Source organism: Herbiconiux sp. (genome assembly GCF_023264895.1).
Taxonomy (GTDB): Bacteria; Actinomycetota; Actinomycetes; order Actinomycetales; family Microbacteriaceae; genus Herbiconiux.
In genome coordinates this window covers 21,180-35,147 of the sequence record NZ_JAHFUY010000044.1, presented here as the reverse complement: position 1 = coordinate 35,147, position 13,968 = coordinate 21,180, and the positions used below count along the sequence as shown (strand labels likewise).

Below are 13,968 nucleotides of genomic sequence, written 5' to 3'. Positions count from 1 at the left end.
GTAGAGCCGGCCGTAGTTGGGCTTGGCCTCGGTGCTGGTCTGCCCGGTCGAGACGTCGATGATGTCGCAGCCGTGCTCCTTGAGCACGCGTGACAGCTCCACCGCGTCGTCGCCGGAGAATCCGCCGTCGACCCACTCGGTGGCGCTGATGCGCACGCTGATCGGCTTCGACTCGGGCCACACGGCGCGCACGGCGTCGAAGATCTCGATCGCGATCCGGCTGCGGCCCTCGGCGTCGCCGCCGTAGCCGTCGGTGCGCTGGTTCGACAGCGGCGAGAGGAAGCTCGACACGAGGTACCCGTGCGCGAAGTGCAGCTCGAGGATGTCGAAGCCCGCCCGGGCGCCGCGGAGGGCCGCCTGCACGTGCTCCTCCACGATGCCCGCGATCTCGGCCTCGGTGAGCTCGTGCGGCACCTGCCCGTGGGCCAGGTACGGGATGGGCGACGGAGCGACGATGGGCCAGTTGCCCTCGTCGAGCGCCTCGTCCATGCCCTCCCACATGAGCTTGGTGCTGCCCTTCCGGCCCGAGTGGCCGATCTGCAGCCCGATGGCGGCCGAGCTGTTGGAGTGCACGAAGTCGACGACCCGCGCCCACGCCTGCTCCTGCTCGTCGTCCCAGATGCCGGGGCAGCCGGGGGTGATGCGGCCCTCGGGCGACACGCAGGTCATCTCGGTGAAGACGAGCCCGGCGCCGCCCACGGCGCGGGAGCCGAGGTGCACGAGGTGCCAGTCGGTCGGCACGCCGTCGACGGCCGAGTACTGCGCGGTGGGCGAGACCACCACGCGGTTCTTCAGCTCGAGGTCGCGCAGCCTGTAGGGGTAGAACATGGGCGGCGTGCCCGAGGGTGCGCCGGTGCCGCGGGCGGCCTGGTCCTCGGCGAACCAGTCGTCGACACGGGCCATGTAGAGCGGATCGCGCACGCGCAGGTTGTCGTACGTGATGCGCTGGCTGCGGGTGAGCAGCTGGAACACGAACTGCGCGGGCGGCAGCACGGTGTAGCGGTGGATGCTCTCGAACCACTCGAGGCTCGTCATGGCCGAGCGCCGGAGCGAGGCGGCGACGGGCCGGCGGATCTCCTCGTAGCGCAGCAGCGCGTCTTCGACGGTGGGCTCACCGGCGACCGCGCCCACGAGCGCCACCGCGTCCTCGAGCGCCTGCTTGGTGCCGGAGCCGATGGAGAAGTGGGCGGTGTGCGCGGCGTCTCCGATGATCACGACGTTGCCGGTGTGCCAGCGCTCGTTCGTGACGTCACGGAAGTTCAGCCAGTTGGAGTTGTTGCCCTGCAGCGCGTGTCCCTGCAGGTAGTCGGCGAAGATCTCCTCGCAGAACGCCAGCGCCGTCTGGTCGGTCTGGCCGGGCACCCGCACCGAGGCGTCGAGGCCCGCGCGCTGCCAGGTCTCGGGGTCGGTCTCGACGAGGAAGGTCGACCCGTTCTCGCCGAAGGGGTAGATGTGCGCCCAGAACATGCCGTAGGGCGTGTCGACGAACACGAAGGTGAAGCAGTCCACCGGCCGGTCGGTGCCGAACCAGGCGTACTTGAAGGGTCGCACCTCGACCTTCTCGCCGAACTCGGCCGCGTAGGTCTCCCGGGTGCGGCTGTTGACGCCGTCGGAGGCGATCACGAGGTCGTGGGTGAGCCGCAGCTCCTCGGCGAGCGGCGCATCCGTGTTGTGCACGAGCTCGACGCCGAGCTCGGCGGCGCGGTCGGCGAGCACCATCAGCAGGTCCTTGCGGGCGAGGGCCGCGAAGGCGTGTCCGTCGCTGCGCTCCTCGTAGCCGAGGAAGTCGACGTCCATGGCGCTCCACTTGCGCCAGAGCTTCTCGATCCGCTCGAAGCTCACCGGGTCGGCCGTGCGGAGGCCGTCGAGGGTCTCCTCCGAGAACACGACCCCGAAGCCGAAGGTCTCGTCGACCGCGTTGCGCTCGTAGACCGTCACCTCGTGGGCGGGATCGGCGAGCTTGAGCAGGATGGCGCTGTACAGGCCGCCGGGGCCTCCACCGATGCATGCGATTTTCATCGTGGGGTGCTTTCCGTTCCGTCGAAGCGAGTGGGATACGAGTTCTATATTACTCTGAAGTGACGATCGTCAAGAATTGCGAATTAGGAATTGCGGGAGAGTCCCAGGGCGAGCTTCGGCCGGAGCGGCCACCTCGCCTCTCGTCCGCCGGTCAGACCGCCCGGGCGGAGGATCAGTACGACGATCAGCACGAGGCCCACGATGATCAGCCGGCTGCCCGAGGGCAGCGACACGATCACGCCGCCGAGCTGGAGGCCCGACTCCAGGAGCCCGAGCACGTGGTTGAGCACCGATACGACGATCACGCCCACGACGGCTCCCCAGAGCGAGAACATGCCGCCGATCACGAGCATCGCGATCGTGGTGAAGGTGAAGTCGAGGTTGAACTGCGACGCCTGCACCACCCGGTTCGTCTGCGCCCAGAGCGCTCCGCCGACCGCGGCGACGGCTCCCGAGATCGCGAACGCGATGATCCGGTGCTTGGTCACGTGGATGCCCGAGGCGGGTGCCGCGGTGATGTCGTCGCGGGAGGCGCGGAGCAGTCGAGCGCTGCGGGAGCGGCTGTAGAACCAGGCCACGACCACCATGAGGAGCGCGATCACGAGCATGCTCTGCAGGTCGAGGGACTGCGGGATGCCCACCATCGACTGACCGGATCGGGGTCCGAGCGCGGTCGAGTAGGTGAGCACCTGCACCACGAGCATGAGCAGCGCGAAGGTCGCGATGCCGGCCTCGAGCCCGTGCAGCCGCATGAGTGCGGCCCCGGCGAGGAGCGCCACGACGCCGCCGACGACCGCGGCCACCAGCACCGCCACGAGGGGCGGCAGCGACGCGTCGCGGAGCACCGGCAGGAGCTCCGGCATGATCGAGTCCTTCATGTTGACGGGGATGGTGAGGAGCGACATCGTCCACGCACCGATCGCCACGAAGGCGAGGTGCCCGAACGAGAGCACGCCGCTGTTGCTCACGAAGATCGACAGGCCCACCACGATCACGAGATTGACCAGCATGTAGCCGAGGTCGACCCTGGCCGAGGAGGAGACGCCGCTCGCGACGGCGGTGACGAGGTAGAGGAGGCCGAGCGGTGCGGCGATCGTCCAGGCGTCGCCCACCCACTCGGGAACGGGCACGAGGCCCTGGGCCTTGCGGTCGCGACGCATCATGTGCGCACCTTTCCGGCGCCTGCGGAGAACAGGCCGTTCGGCCGCAGCACGAGCACGGCGATGACGAGGAGGTAGACGAAGGCCGTGCGGAAGGGGTTGATCTCCGGCGGCAGCCAGCTGGTGAGGAGCGAGAGCGCGACACCCACCACGAAGCCGCCGACGACCGCGCCGCGGAGGTTGCGGAGGCCGCCGATCACGGCGCCGATGAGCCCGAAGAGCGTGGGCTGCACGCCGAACGAGGGCCCCACGGTTCCCGACTGCACGGTGAGCACGAAGGCGACGGCCGCGGCGATGAAGCCGCTGATGGCGAAGGTGACGGCGATCACGAGACCGGAGCGGACGCCGAGCAGGCGCGCGATCCGGAAGTCGGCCGACGCGGCCTGCACCTGCAGCCCGATGCTCGTGCGGGTGAGGAAGAGCTGCACGCCCACGAGGAGCACGGCGGCGAGCACGATCGTGACCACCGAGAGCAGGTTGAGCCGCACGCCGCCGAGGTTCACGGAGGTCGAGAGCCCGCTCGCCACGGAGGCCGAGAGCACGTTGGCGCCGAAGATGCCCTCGTAGATGCGCTGCAGCAGGATGCTGAGGCCGAAGCTCGCGATGAGCAGCGTGGCCGCCGACTGCGAGCGCAGCCAGGAGAACACGGCGTAGTTCATGAGGAGCGCGACGGCGACGCCCACGACGGCCGCGCCCAGCACGGCGAGCACCGGGTTGATCGGCCAGACGATGATGAGCGTGTAGGCGGAGGCGGTGATGATCTCGCCGTAGGCGAAGTTCGCGAGCCGCAGCACGCCGAAGACGAGGCCGATGCCGAGCGCCGCGAGCGCGTAGACGGCGCCCGCGGAGGTGGCGTCGATGAGAGCCTGGAGGAAGGAGGTCATGATCCGAGATAGGCCTTCGCGAGGAGTTCGGCGTCGGTGGCGTCGGCGGGGCCGAGGGTCATCGTGATCCTGCCTTCGCCGAGGACATGGGTGCGGGCCGCGGCGGCCACGGTCTGCTGCGCGCGCTGCTCCACGAGCAGCACGGCCGTGCCGGCCCGCTGCACCGCGGCGATGGCCTCGAAGACGGTGTCGATCGCGGTGGGCGAGAGCCCGAGCGAGGGCTCGTCGAGCACGAGCAGCCGGGGTTCCGAGAGCAGGGCGCGCGCGATGGCGAGCTGCTGCTGCTGGCCGCCGGAGAGGAGGCCGGCGGGCCGGCCGAGGAACTCGCGCAGGATGGGGAAGAGCTCGAGCACCCACTCACGGGTGGCAGCCAGCCCCTCCTTCCCGCGCCCCTTGCCGTGCCGGGCGACCTCACCGAGGCGGAGGTTGTCGCTCACCGAGAGGGCGCCGAAGATGTGGTGCCCCTCGGGCACGAGCGCGAAGCCCGAGCGGGCGATCTGCTCGGGCTTCCGGCCGAGGAGGGAGGTGCCCTCGAAGGTCAGCCGATCCGCCTTGCCGCGCACGGCCCCCGCGAGGGCGAGCAGGGTGGAGGACTTGCCGGCGCCGTTCGGGCCGATGATGCCCACGAGCTCGCCGGGGCCGACGTGGAACGTGACGCCCGCCACCGCGGTGACGCCGCCGTAGGCGACCGTGAGGTTCTGCACGTCGAGGATGGGCTCGGGGCGTGCGGACGACGTCGCAGCGTTCTCAGGGGATTCAGGCATCGTCGGGTATTCAGGCATCGTCGCCTCCCGCGATCGTGGCGGCCATGCTGCCGAGGTACGACTCGGCGAGGCGCGGGTCGGCGCGCACGGTCTCGGGCGGTCCGTCGACCACGTTGGCGCCCGCGGCGAGCACGTGGATGTGGTCGCAGGCGCCGAAGATCAGCCGCATGTTGTGGTCGATCAGCAGCACGCCCACGTCGAGATCGTCGACGACCGAGCGGATGGCGCTCTTGAATAGCTCCATCTCGCCGTCGTTGAGCCCGGCGGCGGGTTCGTCGAGCAGCAGGTGGGTGGGGCGGGTGGCGAGGGCCCTGGCCACCCCGAGCCGGCGCTCGACGCCGTGCGGGAGGTGCGCGGCGCTCTCGCCGGCGTGCTCGAGCAGGTCGAAGCGGTCGAGGATCTCGATCGCCTCCCGCCGGGCGGCCCGGGAGCTGCGGCCGACGCCCAGGGCGCCGAGCTGCACGTTCTCGAGGATGGTCTGCTCCTTGAAGATATGACCGTGCTGGAAGGTGCGCGCGACCCCGCGGCGGGTGCGCCGGTAGGAGCGCTCCCGGGTGCGGTCGACACCGCCGAGGAGCACCCGGCCCTCGTCGGGCCGGTCGTAGCCGCTCAGGATGTTCACGAGGGTCGACTTGCCGGCGCCGTTCGGGCCGATCAGGCCCGTGATGCGCCCGGCCGGCACCTCGAGGTGCACGTCGCTCAGGGCCTTGACCCCGGCGAAGTGCCGGGTCACCCCCTCCGCGGACAGGGTGCCCGAAGGCCCTGGCTGCGAAGAGGGCGACCCCTGCGGGGTGGAGCTGTCAGTCAACGAAGACGACCTTCTCGGGCGCCCGCTCCTCGAGGAACGCGAGCTCGCCGCCGGTGATCTTCATCACGCGCTGAGGGCGCTCGACGTTGATGTGCAGCTCGTCGGTGAAGGTCGTCGGCCCCACCAGGAGGTCTTCGCCGTCGAAGGCGAGGAACGCGTCGGCGAGGGCCTTGCCGTCCCACGAACCGGCGGTCTCGTAAGCCGCGACGAGCGCCTGCACGGTCGAGGTGCCGGTCACGAAGCTGCCCACGCTCGGGCGCTCACCGTACTCGGCCTCGTAGCCGTCGGCCAGTTCGTTGACCGCGGCGTTGGGGTCGTCGCCCATGATCGAGGAGTAGGTCACGGTGTAGTAGTCGCTCAGCCCGGGAACCGAGTCGAGCCAGAAGGTGCCGTCCATGCCGAAGCCCGAGACGATCGGGGCGGTCACGCCGTTGTCACGGAGGTCCTTGGCCGCCTGGGCGCCGCCCGGGCTGTAGCCGCAGTTGAACACCACGTCGGGCGCGGTGCCCGCGGTGATCTGGGAGACGGTCTCGACGATCGACTCGCCCTGCACGTAGTCGTAGGTGCCGACGGTGGTGCCGCCGAGCTCCTCGAAGCGCTTCTGGGCCACGTCGCACTGGCCGACGGTGTACTTGATCGAGGTGTCGGTGAGGAACACCGCGTTCTTCCAGCCCTCGGCGAAGGCGAACTCGGCCATCACCGACGACTCGCCGGGGGTGCCGTTGCCCATCGAGAAACCGAGCTCGAGGCCACCGGCGGGGCCGTAGATGGTGTCGCCCACGCACGGGGCGATGTTGAGGATGCCCGCGGCCTCGGCCACGAGGGATGCGGGGCTCGCGACGTCGTAGTCGCAGGTCACGACGATGACGTCGGCGCCGGCGTCGATGACCTGCTGGGCCGCCGAGGCGTACTGGTCGAGGTCGGAGCCGGTGTCGACGATGTTGAGCTCGATGGGAGCACCGTCGATGCCGCCGGCCTCGTTGACCGCGTCGACCTCCATCTTGATGGTGTTGAGCGCGGGGATGTCGAAGGGCGACATGAAGCCGGTCTCGGCCATCACGACGCCGATGGTGAGGCCCCCGCCCTCACCGGCGGCGGACGAGGTGGAGTCGGACTCGGCCGGGGCGCTGCTGACGCAGCCGGCGAGGAGCACGAACGACGCGGCGACCGCGACAGCGGCTCCGCTTCGGGCGACGATGGGTTTCATGACGGACCTCCGGGATAGGGATACGGGTGCGTTGCTGTGCGGTGGTATGCGGTGCCTTCTGGTGACTCAAGCTACGGTGCTTTCGTTTCCGGAGAATTACAGCCGCATGACGATCGTTAGTTGAGGGTGCCAGATTCGAACGGTGGGCGCTAGAGTCGGGACACACATCTGATTGGAGAATCGTGAGCGGATCGAATGTCATCGCAGAATTCCTCTCCGGGATCACCGGAGGCTCACTGAAGGTCGTCGACCTGACGAACAGGCTGAGCAGCACCACCCCGACCCTCCGCCTGCCGGATCCGTTCGCCAATCTGATCGACTTCAGCCTCGAAGAGGTCAGCGCCTACAACGAGCCCGGCCCGTACTGGAAGCACCACAACATCCACACCGGCGAGCACATCGGCACGCACATCGACGCCCCGGTGCACTGGGCCTCGGGCCGCGAGGGGCTCGACGTCTCCGAGATCCTGCCCGAGCGCCTGATCGGCCCGGCCTGCGTGATCGACAAGACCGCCGAGGTCGAGGCCGACGCCGACTTCCTGCTCGAGGTCGACGACATCCTCGCCTGGGAGGCCGAGCACGGCGAGCTCCCCGCGAACAGCTGGCTCCTCCTCCGCACCGGCTGGGAGAAGTTCTCGGACGACCAGGATGCGTTCCTCAACGCCGACGAGAACGGCCCGCACACCCCGGGCATCTCGGCCGCCTGCGCCCAGTGGCTCGCCGAGGAGCGCCCGATCTCGGGCTTCGGCGTGGAGACCGTGGGCATCGACGCCGGCTCGGCCGGTGGCATGGACCCCGCGTTCCCGGCCCACTACTACCTGCTCGGCGCCGACAAGTACGGGCTCACGTCGCTGCAGAACCTCGGCGACCTTCCCGCCACCGGCGCCATGATCGTGGTCAGCCCCCTGCCGATCGTCGGCGGCACGGGCAGCCCCACCCGCGTGTTCGCGATCACCGGCGCCTGAGTCGTGAACGTCGCAGAACTCGTCGGCACCGCCCTCGGCCGGCTCGGTGTCGGCCACGTCTTCACCGTGGTCGGCAGTGGCAACTTCGAGGTCACCAACGCCCTCGCCGCCGCCGGCGTGCCGGTCACCACGGCCAGGCACGAGGGCGGTGCGGCCACCATGGCCGACGCCTTCTCCCGCATGAGCGACCTGCCCGCCGTGCTCACCACGCACCAGGGCTGCGGCCTCACCAACGCGGCCACGGGCATCGGCGAGGCGGCCAAGAGCCGCACGCCCATGATCGTGCTCACGGCCGACGTGGCGAACGGTTCGGTCACCTCGAACTTCAAGATCGATCAGGATGCGCTCGCTCGCAGCCTCGGCGCCGTCGCCGAGCGCGTGCACTCGGCGGGCACGGCCCTCGCGGATGTCGTGCGGGCCTACCGCACGGCCGTCAACGAGCGCCGCACCGTCGTGATCAGCCTGCCCCTCGACGTGCAGGCCGCCGCGGCCCCTGAGCTGCCGGACGACCTCTCGGTGCTGGCCGACACCCCCATCCGCCCGTCGGCCGCCGCCGTCGAGGAGCTCGCCGCCGCCATCCGCGCCGCCTCCCGCCCGGTGTTCGTGGCCGGCCGCGGAGCCCGCGGTGCGGGGCCCGAGCTCGTGGCCCTCGCCGAGGCATCCGGAGCCCTTCTGGCCACCTCGGCCGTGGCCAACGGACTCTTCCAGGGCCAGCCGTTCGCGCTCGGCATCTCGGGCGGCTTCTCGTCTCCCCGCACGGCCGAGCTCATCTCCTCCGCCGACCTCGTGGTGGGCTGGGGCTGCGCGCTCAACATGTGGACCATGCGGCACGGCCACCTCATCGGCCCCGACGCGACCGTCGTGCAGGTGGATATCGAGGGCCGGGCCCTCGGCGCCAACCGCCCGATCGACCTCGGCGTGGTGGGCGACTCGGCCCTCACCGCCGTCGACGTGCTCGCGGCGCTCGAGGCGTCGCCGCGCGAGGGCGCCGGCTACCGCTCGGCGCCGCTCGAGGGCTCGGTGCGCTGGAACGACGAGGAGACGCCGGATGTGTCGACCGCCACGGCGATCGACCCGCGCGAGCTCTCGAAGGAGCTCGACCGGCTGCTGCCGGCGGAGCGGATCGTGTCGATCGACTCGGGCAACTTCATGGGCTACCCGAGCGCCTACCTCGCGGTGCCGGACGAGCGGGGCTTCTGCTTCACGCAGGCCTTCCAGTCGATCGGCCTCGGGCTCGCCACCGCCATCGGCGCAGCGCTCGCGCAGCCCTCGCGGCTGCCGGTGCTCGGCACGGGCGACGGCGGGTTCCTGATGGCCATCTCGGAGCTCGAGACGGCCGTGCGGATCGGGCTGCCGCTCGTGGTGGTCGTCTACAACGACGCCGCCTACGGCGCGGAGGTGCACCACTTCGGCGAGGGCACGGATCTCTCGACCGTCACGTTCCCGGAGACCGACATCGCCTCGATCGCGCGCGGCTACGGGGCCGCGGCCCTCACGGTCCGGAGCCCCGCCGACCTGGCGGGCGTGACCGACTGGCTCGCGTCCTCCCCCACGGCCCCCCTCGTGATCGACGCCAAGATCGCCTCCGACGGCGGCTCCTGGTGGCTCCACGAGGCCTTCAAGGGCCACTAGCTCCCTCTGCCGAAACGTCGAAATCCACGCCAAAACCTGCGGTTTGGCGTGGATTTCGACGTCTCGGCAGAGGTGGGTGGGGGGGTAGAGGGGGGTCAGGCCCACATCTGGGTGTAGGGGTGGGAGCAGAGCTCCACCACCGTGCCCCAGGGGTCCTCCATGTACTGGATGCGGTAGTTCTTCGCCGGGTCGATGACCACCGTCGCAGAACGAGCACGGCCGCCGGCGGCCACGATCCGGTCGCTCACGCCCTCGAAGTCGACGGCCGTGAGCGAGATGTGGTTGATGCCCGTCTTCCAGAACTCGAAGTTGTCCTCGGGCGCCACGGTGGCGGGCGAGGCGAAGGTGAAGAGCTCGAGCCCCGCTCCGTCGGCGCCGCAGAGGTGAGCGAAGCGGAAGCTCGTGAAGCCCACGCCGTAGATGTTCGCGGCCGCGATGCCGAGGGGGCTGTCGTCCTCGAGCACCTCGAGCGGGCCGGCCAGCAGGTAGTAGCCGAGCGTGTCGCGGTACCAGTCGATGGCGGCCTCGAGGTCGGGCACGGTGACTCCGGCGTGGCTGAAGGCGGTGGCGGGGGGAGGCGTGGCCATGGTGTCTCGTTTCCTTGGGGGCGGATGCCAGGGGCTTGCTGGTCTAGGCGGGTGAGGTCAGATCCGTCGCCGTCACACGGTTGCGGAGCTCGCCGAGGCCGTCGACGCGGGTGACGATCTCGTCGCCGTCGGCGAGGAACACCGCGGGCTCGCGGGCGCTGCCGATGCCGCTCGGCGTGCCCGTGAGCAGCACGTCGCCGGCCTCGAGGGTCATGCCGCGGCTGAGCTCCTCGAGCAGCACGGGCACGGGGAACGCCATCGCGGTGGCGGAGGAGTTCTGCCGCAGCTCGCCGTTGATCGTGAGCGAGAGGTGCAGGGCGTCGAGGTCGACCTCGTCGGCCGTCGTGATCCACGGGCCGATCGGCATCGTGCCGTCGACCGACTTGCCCTTCAGCCACTGCCCGCCGTGCTGGCGCTGCAGATCGCGCTGCGAGACGTCGTTGGCGACGAAGTAGCCGAACACGTGGTCGGCGGCGGTCTCGGCGCGGAGCGAGCGCCCGCGGGTGCCGATGACGAGCGCCACCTCGGCCTCGTAGTCCCACTTCGCCGAGAGCGCGGCGTCGAAGGCGATCGGATCGCCCGGCCCGATCACGACGCCGGGCCCCTTGGTGAAGAACGTGGGGTGCTCGGGCATCTCGTCCGGCCCCTGGCCCGCGCGCTTGCCGAGCGACTCGTAGAAGTGGTCGGTGTAGTTCCAGCCCGTGCAGAGGATGTCGCGGTTGAAGCGCGCGAGCGGGGCGAGCAGCACGGCGTCGGCGAGCGCCACCGTCTCGGCCGCCGGCAGCAGCTCCTCGACCGCGGCGAGCGCGGCTGCGAGGCCGAGCCGCACGAGGTCGTCGATCGTGGGGGCGTCGGCGGGCAGCACGAGCAGCTGCTCGCCCTCCACCACGGCCGTGCGTGAGGCTCCGGTCGATCCGGAGCCGCCGAGCGCGATGCGTGCGAGCCGCATCCTCAGCAGCTGCTGTCGGTGAGGTGCTCGTAGCAGAGCGCGAGATCGCCCACCGCCACGCCGAGCGCCGCGAGGGCCACGCGCACGTTCGATTCGGTGCTCGGGGCGAGCCCGCCGCCGGCCTCGAGGGCCTTGAGGCTCTCGTAGGCGTCGAGCAGCTGCTGCTCCTTGGCGGTCAGTTCGTTGCCGATGAGGTCAACGGCCATGTCGTCAGCTCCTTGCGTCTGGTGTGTGTCGTCTTGCCTGGTGTCGGCGATGCGGGTCGGGCGCTTCAGCGCAGGTCCTGGAGGCGCTTGGCCTTCAGTTCGAAGCGGGGGAGGGTGTTCTCGGGCGCGCGCTCGATGATGAAGCGCAGGCCCTCGTGGCCGTCGGCCAGCTCGGTGCCGAGCTTCGCGATGAGCTCGACCCACTCCGCATCCGTCACCGAGGGCACGGGCTCGGCGAGCAGCGTGATCTCGTCGCGGATGCCCTCCCGGGTGATCTTCACCTGGAACTCGTCGATCACGGGGAACGCCCGCACGATGGCCTCGACGGCGCGGGGGTAGACGTTCGTGCCGCGCACGAGCTTCATGTCGTCGACCCGGCCGAGGATGCCGCCCTGGTAGAGGTCCCAGGTGCGCCCGTTCGACGTGGTGGTGTGCGGCACCTTCACCACGAGGTCGGAGGTGCGGTACTTGATGAGGGGGATCATGCTGCGGCCGAACGACGTCGTGATCCGCTCGCCCCGCTCGCCGTACGGCAGCTCGATGCCCGTCTCGGGGTCGATCACCCGCTCCACGAACTGGTCCTCGATGATGTGGGTGCCGCCCGGCTGGTCCTCCGGCTCGAACATGAAGATGGTGGAGATCTCGGTCATGCCGGCCGTGTCGAACGACTTGGCGCCCCAGAGCTCCTCGATCAGCTCCTTGGTCTTCGGCGGGATCGGCTCGCCCGAGAGCACGATCCGGCTCACCTTGGAGTTCTTGAGGTCGATGCCGAGGCTCTCGGCCTCCTGCGCGAGCCGAAGGGCGTAGGTGGGGGTGGAGGCCACGACGGTGACGTCGTAGTCGATGATCTGCTTCACGCGGGTCGGCGTGGGCTGCGCGCCGCCGGGGATCGTGGTGGCGCCGAGCTTCTCGAGGCCGTTGTGCAGGCCCCAGAAGCCGATGAAGGTGCCGTAGCCGAAGGCCACGTAGCCGATGTCGTTCGGGCGGACCCCCATGCCCCAGAGCGCGTACGACCACATCTCGGCCGACCACGACCAGTCCTTGCGGCTGTCGAGCGCCCGCAGCGGGGTCTTGCCCGAGGTGCCGCTCGTGGTGTGGAAGCGGATGGCGTTCTCGTGGCCGGCCACCGGCAGCTCGCCGTAGGGCGGGAAGTCGTTCTGGCTGCGCATCCACTCCTCACGGGTGAGGAAGGGCACGCGGTCGTAGTCGTCCCAGCTGTTCAGCTGCGAGGAGTCGAACCCGGCCCGCTGGAACGACTTCTGGTAGAAGACGCTGCGTGCTTCGGCCCATTCCACCACCCGCTTGAACTTCACGAACTGGAGGGCGCGCAGGTCGTCCCTCGACATCGTCTCCGTCTTCGGGTTCCAGTACGGGCTGTCATTCATCAGCGAATCACCTTTCGTTCGATTCCGGCGTGATGGAGCGGGTACTCCATCGACAGTAGGCATCGTTCGTTTCGGCCAGATTACATTGCAGTTACGATCGTCACTAGTGCGGAATGGATTTTTTCGGCACCGGATGTCCGGAGACGAAGTCGGCCAGGTTCTGCACCCAGTGGGCCGAGACCTCGGCGAAGCGCACGGGGTGCACGCCCTCGAGCATCGGGGCGTCTCCCCAGAGCGGCCGGTTGCCGAACTGGAAGGGCAGGTCGAAGCAGTGGGCGGAGCCGAGGCCCTCGAGCGGGCTGCGCTCCTCGAACAGCTCGAGCTGCACGGGGCGGGCGAGGGCGGCGTGGGCGGCGGCGAGCTCCCCGGCGAACCCCGAGAAGTGGCGCCGGGTGGTGAGGGAGACGAGGCGCTCGTAGGGCGTGGCACCGGCGGGCGGCGGGGCACCCCACTGGTCCGCGAGGCCGTCGACCTGCGCATCGGTCACGGCGCGATCGGCCGGGTCGGCGAAGCTGAAGATCCCCGTCTCGTCGGCCGTGGTGCGGAGGTACACGGCCTCCGCGTGACAGCTCGCCGCCGCGACCTGCGGGTCGAACAGGTCGGGTGCCGCGAACTCGCCCTCCGCCGGGAGGTACGAGCGCGGGAGCTCCCCCAGCGGCCGGTCGACGGCGAGCGCCGCACGGCCCGCCGCGAGCAGCTGGTCGAGGGGCACCCGCTGCAGCGACGCATCCCCCGTGAGCTCCTGCACCCTCGCCGTGATGGCGCGGGCGAGCTCCGGCGAGCGCCCGGGCTCGGTGCCCATGCTGAGGTGGGCCACCCGTCGGAGCAGCCCTCTGGCGGCCGGATGCACGCTCAGCGCGTGCCCGTACCAGCCGCCCGCGGAGTGGCCGGCCACCGTCACCTCGAGCGGGTCGCCGCCGTAGGAGGAGATGTTCTCCTGCACCCAGTCGAGGGCGAGCAGCAGATCCTCCACCGGGCGGTTGTGCAGCACCTCGGTGTCGCCCGGCTGCAGGTGTGCGAGGGGGCCCACCCGGTAGTTGACGGTGACCACCACGATGCCGCGGGCCGCGAGCACCGATCCGTCGTACCAGGCCGCCGATCCGCCGCCCGTCGCCCACGCCCCGCCGTGCAGGTAGACGAGCACCGGGAGGTCGCGGGCGCCCTCCGGCGCCCACACGTTGAGGAGGAAGGCGTCTTCGGACTGCGGGTTGCGCTCGAGCTCGGTGCCCATCGCCGCCGAGAGCCGGCTCGGCAGCTGCGGGAACACGGGCACGTCGACGAGGCGCCGCACGCGGTCCCGATCTCCTGCCGGGCCGCGAGCCCGGACGGGGGCGGCGAACCGCTCCCCGCCCGGGAGCTCGGCGTAGCGCAGCCCGAACGACGCGATGACGCGGTTCACTCG

The 13,968-nt window shown here is 70.4% G+C and carries 13 protein-coding genes; 2 read left to right on the top strand and 11 right to left on the bottom strand.

All coding sequences use genetic code 11. From position 1 onward, the window contains the following. The 6 genes from Q0D57_RS09965 to Q0D57_RS09940 all read right to left on the bottom strand — a co-directional run. The coding region (locus tag Q0D57_RS09965; protein WP_291042463.1) for an FAD-dependent monooxygenase at positions 1-2,019 on the bottom strand (2,019 nt) is incomplete at its 3' end. An 83-nt stretch (positions 2,020-2,102) separates the two neighbouring features. Further along, a complete protein-coding gene (locus Q0D57_RS09960) occupies positions 2,103-3,182 on the bottom strand; it encodes a branched-chain amino acid ABC transporter permease (protein ID WP_291042460.1) in 1,080 nt (359 codons plus the stop codon). After that, positions 3,179-4,063 carry a branched-chain amino acid ABC transporter permease gene (locus tag Q0D57_RS09955; protein WP_291042457.1) on the bottom strand — a complete coding sequence of 295 codons (885 nt, stop codon included), beginning with the start codon at positions 4,061-4,063 and terminating at the stop codon, positions 3,179-3,181. Before Q0D57_RS09955 ends, Q0D57_RS09960 begins: the two co-directional genes overlap by 4 nt. Then, positions 4,060-4,827, bottom strand: coding sequence for an ABC transporter ATP-binding protein (locus Q0D57_RS09950; protein WP_291042444.1), 768 nt, complete (start codon positions 4,825-4,827; stop codon positions 4,060-4,062). Before Q0D57_RS09950 ends, Q0D57_RS09955 begins: the two co-directional genes overlap by 4 nt. A 10-nt stretch (positions 4,828-4,837) precedes the next feature. Further along, the gene (locus Q0D57_RS09945) at positions 4,838-5,635 is read right to left on the bottom strand and encodes an ABC transporter ATP-binding protein (RefSeq protein ID WP_291042438.1); all 798 of its coding nucleotides are present in this window, start codon (positions 5,633-5,635) and stop codon (positions 4,838-4,840) included. Beyond that, on the bottom strand, positions 5,628-6,842 hold the full coding sequence (locus Q0D57_RS09940) for an ABC transporter substrate-binding protein (protein WP_291042435.1): 1,215 nt from the start codon (positions 6,840-6,842) through the stop codon (positions 5,628-5,630). The genes Q0D57_RS09945 and Q0D57_RS09940 overlap by 8 nt, the downstream gene beginning before the upstream one ends. A gap of 182 nt (positions 6,843-7,024) precedes the next feature. Here Q0D57_RS09940 and Q0D57_RS09935 point away from each other — a divergent pair, with 182 nt between their 5' ends. Together Q0D57_RS09935 and Q0D57_RS09930 are read left to right on the top strand one after the other, a co-directional pair. Next, a complete protein-coding gene (locus tag Q0D57_RS09935) occupies positions 7,025-7,807 on the top strand; it encodes a cyclase family protein (protein WP_259529255.1) in 783 nt (260 codons plus the stop codon). 3 nt (positions 7,808-7,810) lie between these two features. Next, positions 7,811-9,439 carry a thiamine pyrophosphate-binding protein gene (locus Q0D57_RS09930; protein ID WP_291042433.1) on the top strand — a complete coding sequence of 543 codons (1,629 nt, stop codon included), beginning with the start codon at positions 7,811-7,813 and terminating at the stop codon, positions 9,437-9,439. 95 nt (positions 9,440-9,534) lie between these two features. Here Q0D57_RS09930 and Q0D57_RS09925 read toward each other — a convergent pair whose 3' ends face one another. From Q0D57_RS09925 to Q0D57_RS09905, 5 genes are all read right to left on the bottom strand, one after another. Beyond that, the gene (locus Q0D57_RS09925) at positions 9,535-10,026 is read right to left on the bottom strand and encodes a VOC family protein (RefSeq protein ID WP_291042431.1); all 492 of its coding nucleotides are present in this window, start codon (positions 10,024-10,026) and stop codon (positions 9,535-9,537) included. 43 nt (positions 10,027-10,069) lie between these two features. Beyond that, positions 10,070-10,975 (bottom strand): fumarylacetoacetate hydrolase family protein, encoded by a 906-nt coding sequence (locus Q0D57_RS09920; RefSeq protein WP_291042429.1) that lies wholly within the window; start codon positions 10,973-10,975, stop codon positions 10,070-10,072. Between the two features lie 2 nt (positions 10,976-10,977). Continuing rightward, entirely contained in the window at positions 10,978-11,181 is a 204-nt protein-coding gene (locus tag Q0D57_RS09915) for a DUF6052 family protein (RefSeq protein ID WP_259529245.1), read from the bottom strand. 65 nt (positions 11,182-11,246) lie between these two features. Next, positions 11,247-12,566 carry an AMP-binding protein gene (locus Q0D57_RS09910; protein ID WP_291042426.1) on the bottom strand — a complete coding sequence of 440 codons (1,320 nt, stop codon included), beginning with the start codon at positions 12,564-12,566 and terminating at the stop codon, positions 11,247-11,249. Positions 12,567-12,669: 103 nt separating this feature from the next. Then, positions 12,670-13,965 (bottom strand): carboxylesterase family protein, encoded by a 1,296-nt coding sequence (locus tag Q0D57_RS09905; RefSeq protein ID WP_291042423.1) that lies wholly within the window; start codon positions 13,963-13,965, stop codon positions 12,670-12,672. Between the last annotated feature and the right edge of the window lie 3 nt (positions 13,966-13,968).

Excerpts from the sequence above, each read along its gene's own strand:
- Q0D57_RS09910 (WP_291042426.1), bottom strand. The coding sequence starts at position 12,566 with ATGAATGACAGCCCGTACTGGAACCCGAAGACGGAGACGATGTCGAGG.
- Q0D57_RS09950 (WP_291042444.1), bottom strand. The coding sequence starts at position 4,827 with ATGCCTGAATCCCCTGAGAACGCTGCGACGTCGTCCGCACGCCCCGAG.
- Q0D57_RS09915 (WP_259529245.1), bottom strand. The coding sequence starts at position 11,181 with ATGGCCGTTGACCTCATCGGCAACGAACTGACCGCCAAGGAGCAGCAG.
- Q0D57_RS09940 (WP_291042435.1), bottom strand. The coding sequence starts at position 6,842 with ATGAAACCCATCGTCGCCCGAAGCGGAGCCGCTGTCGCGGTCGCCGCG.
- Q0D57_RS09955 (WP_291042457.1), bottom strand. The coding sequence starts at position 4,063 with ATGACCTCCTTCCTCCAGGCTCTCATCGACGCCACCTCCGCGGGCGCC.
- Q0D57_RS09960 (WP_291042460.1), bottom strand. The coding sequence starts at position 3,182 with ATGATGCGTCGCGACCGCAAGGCCCAGGGCCTCGTGCCCGTTCCCGAG.
- Q0D57_RS09920 (WP_291042429.1), bottom strand. The coding sequence starts at position 10,975 with ATGCGGCTCGCACGCATCGCGCTCGGCGGCTCCGGATCGACCGGAGCC.
- Q0D57_RS09925 (WP_291042431.1), bottom strand. The coding sequence starts at position 10,026 with ATGGCCACGCCTCCCCCCGCCACCGCCTTCAGCCACGCCGGAGTCACC.